This window comes from Streptococcus sp. SS-4456 (genome assembly GCF_036680365.1).
Classification (GTDB): domain Bacteria; phylum Bacillota; class Bacilli; order Lactobacillales; family Streptococcaceae; genus Streptococcus.
Genome location: NZ_JAVIHI010000048.1, coordinates 1 through 13,519, shown reverse-complemented (window position 1 = coordinate 13,519; position 13,519 = coordinate 1). Strand labels below are relative to the sequence as shown.

The 13,519-nt window shown below is 41.6% G+C and carries 9 protein-coding genes and 1 pseudogene; 7 read left to right on the top strand and 3 right to left on the bottom strand.

The features are described 5' to 3' along the window. Positions 1-188: 188 nt before the first annotated feature. The 4 genes and pseudogenes from RFK25_RS10205 to glgP all read left to right on the top strand — a co-directional run. Positions 189-731 (top strand): annotated as a pseudogene (locus RFK25_RS10205) (transposase); the annotation flags it as partial. Between the two features lie 600 nt (positions 732-1,331). Then, positions 1,332-3,431, top strand: coding sequence for an ATP-dependent Clp protease ATP-binding subunit (locus tag RFK25_RS10200; protein WP_332413301.1), 2,100 nt, complete (start codon positions 1,332-1,334; stop codon positions 3,429-3,431). A gap of 205 nt (positions 3,432-3,636) precedes the next feature. Beyond that, positions 3,637-5,145 carry a 4-alpha-glucanotransferase gene (gene malQ / locus RFK25_RS10195; RefSeq protein ID WP_205031521.1) on the top strand — a complete coding sequence of 503 codons (1,509 nt, stop codon included), beginning with the start codon at positions 3,637-3,639 and terminating at the stop codon, positions 5,143-5,145. Further along, entirely contained in the window at positions 5,138-7,402 is a 2,265-nt protein-coding gene (gene glgP / locus RFK25_RS10190; RefSeq protein ID WP_332413299.1) for a glycogen/starch/alpha-glucan family phosphorylase, read from the top strand. The genes malQ and glgP overlap by 8 nt, the downstream gene beginning before the upstream one ends. A gap of 203 nt (positions 7,403-7,605) precedes the next feature. On the opposite strand, the gene RFK25_RS10185 is transcribed toward glgP, so the two are convergent. After that, entirely contained in the window at positions 7,606-8,313 is a 708-nt protein-coding gene (locus RFK25_RS10185) for a UTRA domain-containing protein (RefSeq protein ID WP_332413297.1), read from the bottom strand. 195 nt (positions 8,314-8,508) lie between these two features. On the opposite strand from RFK25_RS10185, the gene RFK25_RS10180 reads away from it, so the two are divergent. Both RFK25_RS10180 and RFK25_RS10175 read left to right on the top strand, forming a co-directional pair. After that, entirely contained in the window at positions 8,509-9,300 is a 792-nt protein-coding gene (locus tag RFK25_RS10180; protein WP_332413296.1) for an endonuclease/exonuclease/phosphatase family protein, read from the top strand. A gap of 36 nt (positions 9,301-9,336) precedes the next feature. Further along, the gene (locus RFK25_RS10175; RefSeq protein WP_332413294.1) at positions 9,337-11,505 is read left to right on the top strand and encodes a PTS transporter subunit IIBC; all 2,169 of its coding nucleotides are present in this window, start codon (positions 9,337-9,339) and stop codon (positions 11,503-11,505) included. 70 nt (positions 11,506-11,575) lie between these two features. On the opposite strand, the gene RFK25_RS10170 is transcribed toward RFK25_RS10175, so the two are convergent. After that, positions 11,576-12,202 carry a DUF2812 domain-containing protein gene (locus RFK25_RS10170; protein ID WP_105108520.1) on the bottom strand — a complete coding sequence of 209 codons (627 nt, stop codon included), beginning with the start codon at positions 12,200-12,202 and terminating at the stop codon, positions 11,576-11,578. Between the two features lie 10 nt (positions 12,203-12,212). Continuing rightward, positions 12,213-12,524, bottom strand: a complete 312-nt coding sequence (locus RFK25_RS10165; RefSeq protein WP_172002862.1) for a PadR family transcriptional regulator — start codon at positions 12,522-12,524, stop codon at positions 12,213-12,215. Between the two features lie 160 nt (positions 12,525-12,684). Here RFK25_RS10165 and RFK25_RS10160 point away from each other — a divergent pair, with 160 nt between their 5' ends. Then, complete coding sequence (locus tag RFK25_RS10160) at positions 12,685-13,401, top strand: YebC/PmpR family DNA-binding transcriptional regulator (protein WP_105118565.1); 717 nt, start codon at positions 12,685-12,687, stop codon at positions 13,399-13,401. The last annotated feature ends 118 nt before the right edge of the window (positions 13,402-13,519 follow it).

Sequence of the window (13,519 nt, the reverse complement as noted above, 5' to 3'; positions counted from 1 at the left end):
TCATTATAGGTCATATGGGACTTTTTTTCTACACTCAAAAAGGCTCCATAATCTCCACGGTGGATTTACCCACTACAGAAATTATAGAGCCCAAAGTCCTTGGAACACAAGTTCCCAAGGGCTTTTCTTTGTATAACGTCGTATAATAGAGGCAGGAAGACTAGCTAATAAGTAGAGGGAGAATCGCTATGTTACACAAAGAAAATCCAGACTATAATCGCGGTCAATTTGGTTTCTACAGTTTAGAAGACCTTGTTCATCAAGGTCATCTCCTTCGTCAAATAGAGGAAGCTATTGACTTCTCCTTTATCTATGACTTAGTCGCAGATAGCTATAGCGATGATACAGGGCGTCCTAGTCTTGACCCTATTCTGCTCATTAAAATTCCAATTCTTCAGTGTCTCTTCGGCATTCGTTCCATGCGTCAAACCATTAAGGAAATCGAAGTCAATACTGCCTACCGTTGGTTTCTTGGTCTTCGACTGGATGATAAGGTACCTCATTTCACTACCTACGGGAAGAATTATGCCCGTCGTTTCCAAGATAGACAGGTCATTGAAGGTATTTTCACCCATATCTTAGGGCTCTGTGTCAACGCAGGATTTATAGATCCGACAGAAATTTTTATTGACGGTATCCATATCAAGGCTGCGGCGAATAACCGTAAATTCATCAATCGTGAAGTTGAAAAGCAAGCCAAGTTTATGAGTGACCAGCTAGAGATTGAAATCAATGTTTGTCTTCATTCTGAATCTACCGTCAGGTAGATTTTTTTATCAAAAAGTCAAAAAAGGTCAAACAAAACTATTGACTTTTACTGACCAATGGTGTAGAATAAGATTCGTAAGGTAAAGGACCTTACGATATCTTTAAACAAAAGGTCAGTTAAAGTCAAACGAGAACAATTTGATTTTCTTTTAGACCTATTGGTCAGTAAAAGACAAACTTCTGAGGAGGTTGGGATGAAAGAAAGGATTATACCCTATTAGCGTCATTTAGTTTATCTTTTATTACTGCGGAGAATGAGGAAACTTCGTTTCCTTATCTCCAACTTCAAATAATCTCATCATTATTTGAACTCGCTTTGCCGTACCTTATGAATGTTACTTACAATCGTAGATGCGATTTCCAAGCTTTAATAGTCCGCTGGACTATTGAAGCTACCTGCAGCTTTTGATGCGAACTTTGTTCGCTCTATTTCCCACCTCCAAAGGTTCCCCAAACCTTTAGAGCTAGTACTAAAAGCAAACTAAAAGACTGTATCAATTTTTTTTAAAAAATAAAGGTCAGTAAAAGTCAAAAACAAATAAAACTTAAACGAGGTAAAAACTATGAACAACAATTTCAATAATTTTAACAATATGGATGATATTTTCAATCAACTCATGGGGAACATGGGTGGCTACAGTACAGAGCGTCGCCGTTATTCTATCAATGGGCGTGAAGTGACACCGGAGGAATTTGCCATTTACCGTCAGACTGGTCGCCTGCCACAGACAGAAGAAGTGGCTCAAACTCAGGCTAAAGGTCAGATAAAGTCAGACGGAATTCTGGCAAAACTGGGCCGCAATTTGACACAAGATGCGCGTGAAGGCAAGTTGGATCCAGTCATTGGACGAAACAAGGAAATTCAAGAAACCTCTGAAATTCTGGCTCGCCGTACCAAGAACAATCCTGTTTTGGTCGGTGATGCGGGTGTAGGTAAAACTGCGGTAGTAGAAGGTTTGGCTCAGGCCATTGTCAATGGTGATGTGCCAGCAGCCATTAAGAATAAGGAAATCATCTCCATCGACATTTCAGGCTTGGAAGCTGGGACTCAGTACCGTGGAGCTTTTGAAGAAAATGTCCAAAATCTTGTGGATGAAGTCAAAAAAGCTGGCAATATCATTCTCTTTTTTGATGAGATTCATCAGATTTTGGGAGCTGGTAGCACTGGTGGAGACTCAGGTTCCAAGGGCTTAGCAGATATTCTCAAACCAGCCCTGTCACGTGGAGAGTTGACCGTCATTGGTGCGACCACGCAAGACGAGTACCGCAATACCATTCACAAAAATGCTGCTCTGGCTCGTCGTTTCAATGAAGTCAAGGTTAATGCTCCGTCCGCAGAAGATACCTACCAGATTTTGAAAGGTATCAAGCCGCTTTATGAAGCCCACCACAATATTGAATTGCCAGATGAGGTCTTGAGAGCTGCGGTTGATTATTCCGTCCAATATATTCCACAACGTAGCTTGCCAGACAAGGCCATTGACTTGATTGATGTGACCGCCGCTCACTTAGCTGCACAACATCCTGTGACAGATATCCAGGCTTTGGAGGCAGAGATTGAACAGGCTAAAGCTTTGCAAAGTCAAGCAGCTGAAAAAGAAGATTACGAAACAGCACTCAATGAAAAAGTCCGCATCGACAAGCTCCAAGAACAAATTGACAACCACACGGAGCAACAGAAAGTGGTAGCGACTGTTAATGATGTGGCTCAGGCGGTTGAGCGAATGACAGGAATTCCAGTTTCACAAATGGGAGCTTCTGACATTGAACGACTCAAGGAATTGAAACATCGCCTGGAGACAAATGTAATTGGTCAAGACGATGCGGTGGAAGCAGTATCTCGTGCTATTCGTCGCAATCGTGCAGGTTTTGATGACGGCAACCGTCCGATTGGTTCCTTCCTCTTTGTCGGTCCGACAGGTGTGGGTAAGACAGAGTTGGCAAAACAGTTAGCGCTAGACTTGTTTGGTAACAAGGATGCCATTATTCGTTTAGATATGTCTGAATACAGTGATCGGACAGCTGTTTCCAAGCTGATTGGTACCACAGCGGGTTATGTTGGTTATGATGACAATTCCAATACTCTTACCGAGCGTGTCCGTCGCAATCCGTACTCCATTGTCCTCTTGGATGAGATTGAAAAAGCAGATCCACAAGTGATTACCCTCCTTTTGCAAGTGCTAGATGATGGTCATTTGACAGACGGACAGGGCAACCAAGTCAATTTCAAAAATACCCTTGTCATTGCGACTTCAAATGCAGGTTTTGGTTATGGAATGCCAGAAGTTGAAGAAAATCAAGACATCATGGACCGCATCGCACCATTCTTCCGTCCGGAGTTCCTTAACCGTTTCAACGCTGTTATCGAATTCAAACACTTGAGCAAAGAAGACCTCAAGGCAATCGTGGATTTGATGTTAGCCCAGGTCAATAAGACCCTAGCTAAAAAAGGTATTCACTTAGAAGTGACTGAGGCAGTCAAAGAGTTCTTGATGGAAGAAGGCTATGATCAGGCTATGGGAGCTCGTCCATTGCGCCGTGTGATTGAAAATCAGATTCGAGACAAGGTTACGGATTACTATCTAGATCACCTAGATGTGACAAACTTGTTGGCTGATGTAGTGGAAAATGAGATTCAAATCAGCGAGCAAACCTTTTCATAAAATAATCGAATAATATTGAAATTCTGGGTTAAAATGCTCAGAATTTCTTCTTTTGTTTAATGGTAACAAGAGCAGTAGAACGCGCATTTATAGGAGATTTTTAGCAGTTTTACGTAAAAGTTTTAAAAAAATTGTATAAATCCTTGACAAATGCAAACGTTTGCGTTAAACTATCATTGTAATCGAAAGAAAGGAAAACGTTTTTATGGCGAATCGTACCAGTGGAATTTTAATGCATATTACCTCACTTCCAGGTAAGTTTGGTATCGGTACTTTTGGAAAGCCTGCCTATGACTTTGTAGATTTCTTGGTCGAAACCAAGCAGACCTACTGGCAGCTCCTTCCTCTCACAACGACAAGTTACGGAGATTCACCTTATCAATCCTTTTCTGCTATTGCAGGAAATACCCATTTAATTGATTTTGATTTGTTGGCAGAAGAAGATTTATTGGCCAACTTTGACTACCAAGATGTGAACTTTGGGGACAATCCAGAAAAAGTAGACTACGCCTTGATCTATGAGGCTCGCCGTCCGATTTTGGAAAGAGCTGTTAAAAACTTCTTGAGCGATGACAAGCGTAAAGCAGCCTTTCAAGAGTTTGAAAAAGCCAATTCGTCATGGTTAAATGACTATGCGGAATTCATGGCTATTAAAGAACACTTTGGAAACAAGGCCCTACAAGAGTGGGATGACAAGAAAGTTGTTGCTCGAAATGAAGAAGCTCTTGAAAAATACCGCTTGGAATTGGCAGACCAAATTGATTACTTTAAAGTCACTCAATATTTCTTCTTTAGCCAGTGGAAACAGCTAAAAGAATATGCCAATCAAAACCACATTAAGATTATCGGAGACATGCCGATTTATGTCTCTGCCGATAGTGTGGAAGTTTGGACCAAGCCACAGCTCTTCAAATTAGATAGCGAGCGCAAGCCGCTTTATGTGGCAGGTGTGCCAGCAGATAACTTCTCTGCAGATGGCCAGCTTTGGGGCAACCCACTCTACGATTGGGAGCAACATGAAAAGACTGGCTACAACTGGTGGATTTACCGTATTCACGAGAGTTTCAAACTTTATGATGTGCTGCGGATCGACCACTTCAAAGGCTTCTCAGATTACTGGCAGGTAGCAGGAGATGCTAAAGTTGCCAAGGTTGGTACTTGGGAGCCAGGTCCAGGCTACAATCTCTTCAAGGCGGTCAAAGAAACCCTTGGCGACTTGCCAATTATTGCAGAGGACCTAGGAAATATTGATGCCAAGGCTCGTAAGTTGCTTGCAGATTGTGGCTATCCAGGAATGAAGATTCTAGAATTTGGCTTCTTCGATGTGACTGGACAGAGCATTGACATCCCACACCGTTGTGTACCAAACTCTATCGCCTACACAGGTACACACGATAATGAGGTGGTCAATGGTTGGTATAACAATCTAGAGCCTGAACAACAGGAGTTTGTAGATGCCTATACCAACAGAAAGCCGATTGAACCAGTGACCCAAGCCATGCTTCGAACACTCTTTGCCACTGTCAGCGACACAGCTATTGCGACCATGCAAGATGTTCTTGACTTGGGCGAAGAAAGCCGCATGAACATGCCTTCAACTGTCGGAGGCAACTGGGAATGGCGAATGAAAGCTGAAGATTTAACCCAGGAACGCAAAGACTTCTTAGTCAAAATGACAACACTATATCAACGAGGAAATGAAAATCATGATTAACTTTACAACATTTGCAGAAACAAATACTTCGAAAAAATTAGCTGATTTAACAAACGAAGAAATCTATCTTCAATTGTTAAACTACGTAAAAGAAGCTGCAGCTACAAAACCAAAAAACACAGGTAAACGCAAGGTTTACTACATCTCAGCAGAGTTCCTTATCGGTAAACTCTTGTCAAACAACTTGATCAACTTGGGTGTCTACAAGGACATTCAGGCAGAATTGGCAGCAGCTGGCAAGTCTTTGGCACAAGTTGAAGATGTGGAACCAGAACCGTCACTTGGTAACGGTGGTCTTGGCCGTTTGGCATCTTGCTTTGTGGATTCTATGTCAACACTTGGTATCAACGGTGAGGGTGTTGGTCTCAACTACCACTGTGGTCTCTTCAAGCAAGTCTTCAAGGATAACCAACAAGTTGCAGAGCCAAACTTCTGGATTGAAAATGATTCTTGGTTGATTCCTACAGATATCAGCTATGACGTGCCATTTAAAAACTTCACTTTGAAATCTAAGTTAGATCGACTTGATATTCTTGGCTATAAAAAAGAAACTAAGAACTACCTTAACTTGTTTGACATCGAGTCTGTCAACTATGACTTGATTACAGATGGCATCACGTTTGACAAGACAGACATCAAAGAAAACTTGACCCTCTTCTTGTATCCAGATGATTCAGACAAGAACGGTGAATTGCTCCGCATTTACCAACAATACTTCATGGTTTCAAACGCTGCTCAGCTTTTGATTGACGAAGCGATCGAGCGTGGGTCAAACTTACATGACTTGGCAGACTACGCTTATGTTCAAATCAATGATACTCACCCATCAATGGTGATTCCTGAGTTGGTTCGTCTTTTGACTGAAAAACATGGTATTGAATTTGCGGAAGCTGTTGCGATTGTTAAGAATATGACTGGTTACACAAACCATACTATCTTGGCGGAAGCACTTGAAAAATGGCCACTTGAGTTCCTTGAAGAAGTAGTCCCACACTTAGTTGGTATTATTAAAGAATTGGATGCCCTTATTCGTGCAGAAATCAAAGACCCAGCAGTCCAAATCATTGATGAATCAGGTCGTGTGCACATGGCTCACATGGATATCCACTTCTCAAACTCTGTCAACGGGGTTGCGGCTCTCCATACTGAAATCTTGAAAAACTCTGAGTTGAAAGGCTTCTACGAGCTTTACCCAGAAAAATTCAACAACAAGACAAACGGTATCACTTTCCGTCGTTGGTTGGAATTTGCTAACCAAGATCTTGCAGACTACATCAAGGAATTGATTGGCGATGAATACCTGACAGATGCAACCAAGTTGGAGAAATTGCTTGCCTTTGCAGATGACAAGGAAGTTCATGCTAAGTTGGCGGAAATCAAACACAACAACAAATTGGCCCTCAAACGTTACCTCAAAGACAACAAGGGTATCGAGTTGGACGAAAACTCCATTATCGATACGCAAATCAAACGTTTCCACGAGTACAAACGCCAACAAATGAACGCCTTGTATGTCATCCACAAGTATCTTGAAATCAAGAACGGTAACCTTCCGAAACGTAAAATCACTGTTATCTTCGGCGGTAAGGCAGCTCCAGCTTATATTATCGCTCAAGACATCATTCATTTGATTCTTTGCTTGTCTGAGTTGATTAACAATGACCCAGAAGTGAGCAAGTACCTCAACGTTCACTTGGTAGAAAACTACAACGTAACCGTTGCTGAAAAACTGATCCCTGCGACTGACATCTCTGAGCAAATCTCATTGGCTTCTAAAGAAGCATCAGGTACTGGTAACATGAAATTTATGTTGAACGGTGCTTTGACACTCGGTACTATGGACGGTGCCAACGTTGAGATTGCAGAATTGGCTGGTATGGACAACATCTATACATTTGGTAAGGATTCAGATACTATTATCGACTTGTACGACAAGGCTGGCTATGTTTCTGCGGACTACTACAATGGCGATGCCAACATCAAACGTGCGGTTGACTTTATCGTCAGCGACGAAGTGAAAGCACTTGGTAACGAAGAACGTCTTGGTCGCTTGCACCATGAATTGATTTCAAAAGACTGGTTCATGACCTTGATTGACTTAGCAGAGTACATCGAAGTTAAAGAGCAAGTCTTTGCAGACTACGAAAATCAAGATTCATGGAACAAGAAAGTTGTTCACAATATTGCTAAAGCAGGATTCTTCTCATCTGACCGTACAATCGAGCAGTACAACCAAGACATCTGGCACAGTAACTAATCCAAAACAAAAGGAACGGGAAAGAACTCGACTGGTCAAAAAAAGAGTTCGTCTTCCCGCCCCCGCACAGTTGATTAGGTCAGATTTGGAGTGTAAAACACGAACAAATCTGCCAATCAACCACTGCGCTGAGATGTTGACACGAACTCTGAGAAGCGAGGTTGGGGATTTTTTCCCAGCCTCTTTTTTGGTATATTTAGTTTTTACCGTTTGGCCATAGATACAAAGGTGACCTTGTCTGGCCGGTAGGTAATGGTGCCGTACTGGAAGGGACGACCGTCTGCCAGATAGGTAGTACTGGTGACGGAGACCACCATGTCGTAGCCTGTCAGGTCTAGTAGGCTTTTTTCTTCTTCTGTCGCAAAGCGGAAGGAAATTTCTCGGCGGGAATGGGAAATTTCTAAGCCAAGGTCGTTTTCCAAATATTGATAAATGGAGCTTTCAGTGATTTCCTTACTGAGATAGGGAACAATCCTGCGGTCAAAGTAGGAAATCTCATACTCTAATCGCTCACCGTCGATAATCCGAACGCGGCTGACACGGTAGAGATCCGTTTTTTCATCCACTTCCAATTCTTTCATGACCTCTGGCTGACCTTGGACAATATAGAGGTTGGTCAATTCGGTCTGGACTTGATGATGGGCAGAGCGGTTGAGTTCACTAACGGTCTTCAATTCGGACACAAATGGTTTTCTAACGAGGTTATGGTTCAAAATAATCGAGTTTCGTCCCTGACGTTTTTGGATATAGCCGTCCATTTCCAACAGAGATAGTGCCTTGCGGATGGTGTCCTTGGAATAGGTATAAATCTCCATCAGCTCATTCTCTGTAGGCATCTCTTGATTGGGCTGCCAGATATTTTGTTCAATTTTTTCCTTGATGTCAGTATAGACTTTTTTGTATTTACTCATTTGGGTAACTTCCTAGCTTGCTATTTATCGCTAGTATATCATAAAAAATGCCAAAGGTCAGTATTCTAAGTCTAGACAAACTTTTACGGAAGACTTCAAAAATTATTCCGTAAAACTATTGACACTTGAAAACGTTTACGTTATAATAAGGCTACAAGTTGAAAAAGTTTTACGAAGTAAATAGAAAGGAGAGATATGAATTTACTAACAGTCAATGTTCATGCTTGGCTAGAAGATGACCAGCATGAAAAATTGGATATTTTAGCTCAGACCATTGCCCAAAAGCAATATGATGTGATTGCTCTTCAGGAAGTCAATCAGCTGATGACAAGTCCCTTGGTGACCAAAGACTTGCGCCAAGACAATTATGGTTTGGTTTTGCTTGAAAAGCTGAAAGATCTTGGAGTGACAGACTATTCTTATTTCTGGTCCAATTCCCATATTGGTTACGATAGGTACGATGAAGGAATTGCCTTCTTGACCAAACTACCTGTCTATGAAGTGGATGCCTTCTACTGCAGTCAGAACAAAGATTTGACATCAATCTTGTCTAGAAAAATCATTGGTTTGACGGTCTTGTATGAGAAGGAATTGATTGACATTTATTCTTGTCATATCAATCTTCCTGACAGTAAAGAAGAAAATCAGTTGGAGAATATTCGCTCGATTGTGGAACGGACAAGTTCGGATCGCTTGAAAATCCTTATGGGAGATTTCAATACGGATGCCCTGTCAAATCCACAAGCCTATCAAGCTATCAAGAATCTAGGTCTTTATGATAGTTATGATTTGGCCGAGGAAAGGGATAGGGGAATCACCGTTGAAAAAGCCATTGATGGGTGGGCAGGTCATAGTCAGGAAAAACGTCTGGACTATGTGTTCTTAAATCAGAAAAGACAGGTACAATCCAGTCGTGTGATTTTCAATGGAGATAATCTTCCCATTATTTCAGACCACTTTGGTGTGGAAGTTAACATTAGTATTTAAAGGTCAACTGACCAAGAAAAAATTTAGGAGAAACATATGAAAAAATTTCTTAGTTTCGAATTTTGGCAAAAATTCGGTAAATGTTTGATGGTCGTGATCGCCGTTATGCCGGCGGCAGGTCTTATGGTTTCTATCGGAAACTCGATTCCACTAATCAGTCCTGAATCAGAATTGCTCATTCGTATTGGGAATATCATTGCCCAAATCGGTTGGGGGATTATCGGAAACCTCCACTTGCTCTTTGCCTTGGCTATCGGTGGAAGCTGGGCTAAGGAAAAGGCTGGTGGAGCCTTCTCAGCAGGTCTTGCTTTTATCTTGATTAACTTGATTACAGGTCACTTCTTTGGTGTAACGACTGATATGTTGGCTGATGCGACTGCGACTGTTAGCACTGTATTTGGAACTCAAATTCCAGTATCTGGCTACTTTGTCAATATTCTTGGTCAGCCTGCTTTGAACATGGGTGTTTTTGTAGGGATTATTGCTGGTTTTGTTGGTGCGACTGCCTACAACAAATATTACAACTATCGCAAGTTGCCAGATGTATTGACCTTCTTTAACGGCAAACGCTTTGTGCCGTTTGTGGTCATCTATCGTTCTGTCCTCGTCGCGCTTGCTTTGGCAATCTTCTGGCCTCTTGTACAAACTGGTATTAACAGTTTTGGTAAATGGATTGCAACCTCACAAGACACCGCTCCTATTGTAGCTCCGTTCGTTTATGGTACCTTGGAACGTTTGCTTCTTCCATTCGGTCTTCACCACATGTTGACCATTCCGATGAACTATACGTCACTTGGTGGTACCTATGACATCTTGACAGGTGCACAAGCAGGTACACAAGTATTTGGACAAGATCCGCTCTGGTTGGCTTGGATTACAGACTTGATCAACCTCAAAGACGCTGGCGATATGGCTCAGTACAATGACTTGCTTGCTAATGTAACGCCTGCGCGCTTTAAAGTAGGTCAAATGATTGGCTCCTCTGGTATTCTCATGGGCTTGACCCTTGCTATGTACCGCAATGTTGATGAGGATAAAAAGAAAAAATACCGTGGTATGTTCCTTTCATCTGCTGCAGCCGTTTTCTTGACAGGTGTAACAGAACCAATTGAGTTTATGTTCATGTTTGTAGCAATGCCGCTCTATGTTGTATATGCTTTTGTACAAGGTGCAGCCTTTGCTATGGCGGATATTGTCAATTTGCGTATGCACTCATTTGGTAATATTGAATTCCTTACACGTACACCGATGGCGATTAAAGCTGGTATCGGTATGGACGTTGTCAACTTTATCTGGGTAACAGCCCTCTTTGCAGTTGCAATGTACTTCATTGCCAACTTCATGATTCAAAAATTCAATCTAGCAACAGCTGGACGCAATGGTAACTATGATACAGAAACAACAGATGTGGTTTCGAACTCAAACGTAGATACTGCAGATGCTAATTCACAAGTGGTTCAAATCATCAACTTGCTTGGTGGTCGTGATAATATCGCAGATGTGGATGCTTGTATGACTCGTCTTCGCGTAAGTGTCAAAGATGTGGCACAGGTTGGAGATGAAAATGCTTGGAAACAGGCTGGTGCAATGGGCTTGATTATCAAAGACTCAGGTGTTCAAGCAGTCTATGGACCAAAAGCAGATGTTCTCAAATCAGACATTCAAGACTTACTAGAATCAGGCGTAGCTATTCCTCGTACGGAAATTGTTGCGACTGAAACAGTAGTTGAGGAAGCACAATTCAAGGGTGTGACCGAGGCAGTTTATGCTGTTGCTGAAGGTCAAGCCATTGCCATCACAGAAGTGAAAGATCCGGTCTTCTCACAAAAAATGATGGGCGACGGTTATGCAGTTGAGCCTAGCTCCGGCAATGTTTACGCACCAGTTTCAGGTATTGTAACTAGTGTCTTCCCAACAAAACACGCTGTCGGAATTTTGTCTGACAAGGGTGTAGAAGTTTTAGTTCACGTTGGTTTAGACACAGTTGCACTAAACGGTGCTCCATTCTCAACTAAGGTAACAGACGGTCAACGTGTTGAAGCAGGGGATTTGCTCCTTGTCGCAGACCTTGAAGCTATTCGCTCAGCAGGACGCGAAACAACCATCGTCGTTGCCTTCACAAACACAGCAGAAATCAAATCTGTCAGCCTTGGAAATCTTGTACAAGTAAGCAAAGATAGTCAAGTTGCGACAGTTGAGTTGTAAAAAGTAAAAAAGATTGAAAAGATGATTGCAGTCAACTCTTTTCAATCTTTTTCTTTTGGACAGTATACCCTCAGTATTTTTCTAATTTCTTCGCTTCTTTTTTACCTTTTTCAGCGATATGGAGGAAATAAATAGACCAAGCAAGGAAAAATAAGGGAATAATGCCACTTCTAAACAATGCGAATGGGGTTTCAAAGAGAAAACCAAACCAAAAACTGGTACCAGTTCGTTCCCATAGTCCTGGAGTTAGGTACCAGGATTTAGGATTCCAAAGTGTGTATCCATTTTGGAGTCCAACTTGGTAATGGATAAAAAATAAAGTCAGAAATAATCCGAAATAGGAGTAGGCATAATTTTGGTAGCGTGAATAGAATGCTTTTTTCGATTCGGTATCAGAAAAAATTTCTGTGCTTGAAGCTTCGATTGTTTGTTGAAAATAATGGATGCCACATCTACGACTACCTTGTATAGGTTGCCAACCACAGTCTTCAAATAGAGAGAGGTAATTTGAATATTCTCCTTTTGCAATATGTTCATGAAAATCAAGGCGTACGGGATGAGGGGTCCGACTACATTTTTCAAAATGATAGGCTGCTGTCCACGGAGTTACTTTGACAAGCTGATAACCTTCGGATTGAATCGAATTGATCCAATGTTCTTCCTCTTGTAAACTGGTGAATAATTTGTGTCTTATCATGGCTTCCTCCTTAAAAACCTAATTCTTTGGCAATATGATGTAGTTTTTGAATACGCTGTGTTTCCAGTTTAATAATCTCTTGTCCCGTTGCTGTTACTTGATAGACTTTTCTTCTTTTATCGGAACTTGGAACGGAACAAATCCATTTTAGTTTCAAAAGATTCTCAATCGCTCCATACATGGTTCCTGCAGCGATTTTCACATCACCAACACTCATATCCTCTACTTTTTGCATGATATGGTAGCCATGGGCAGGTTCCAAGAGGGCTAATAGAATATAGTAGGTTGTCTCCGTTAAGGGGAGGTGCTTGTTCCTTTTCATTTGGCTTCTCCTATGTAGTTCAAATGTACAGTTGTACTATATATTATATATCGGAAAACTATACATGTCAACTGTATAGTGAAGAAGATTTTAAAAATCTTCTCAATCCTTGCCATTTATGGTATAATAAAGCGATTTTATAAAATGTAGGAGGTTCCCCATGGGACGTAAATGGGCCAATATTGTAGCCAAGAAAACCGCAAAAGACGGTGCTAACTCAAAAGTTTACGCCAAATTTGGTGTTGAAATCTATGTAGCAGCGAAAAAGGGTGACCCAGATCCAGAAACAAACTCAGCGCTGAAATTTGTTATCGACCGTGCTAAGCAAGCGCAGGTTCCAAAACACATCATTGACAAGGCCATTGACAAGGCAAAAGGAAACACAGACGAAACCTTCGTGGAAGGTCGTTACGAAGGCTTTGGACCAAACGGTTCTATGATTATCGTTGATACTTTGACATCAAACGTAAACCGTACCGCAGCCAATGTTCGCTCTGCCTTTGGTAAAAATGGCGGTAACATGGGTGCTTCTGGTTCAGTATCCTTCATGTTTGATAAAAAAGGTGTAGTTGTATTTGCTGGTGATGATGCAGATGCCATCTTCGAATTGCTCCTTGAAGCAGATGTCGAAGTCGATGACGTAGAAGCAGAAGACGGCACAATCACTGTCTATACAGCTCCAACTGATTTGCACAAGGCAATCGTGGCACTTAAGGAATCAGGCATTGAAGAGTTTAACGTTACTGAACTTGAAATGATCCCACAATCAGAAGTGTCACTTGACGGCGATGACCTCGCAACATTTGAAAAACTCTACGACGCCCTCGAAGACGACGAAGACGTCCAAAAAATCTACACAAATGTAGATGGCTTTTAATAAAAATGACTGTCCGGGGGACAGTCATTTCAGATTGCAGACAAACATCGTTTTGGTGTTTGTCTTTTTTACTGTTTTTAGAGAAAAATGGCTGTTTTAATGCTGAAACCACCCCATC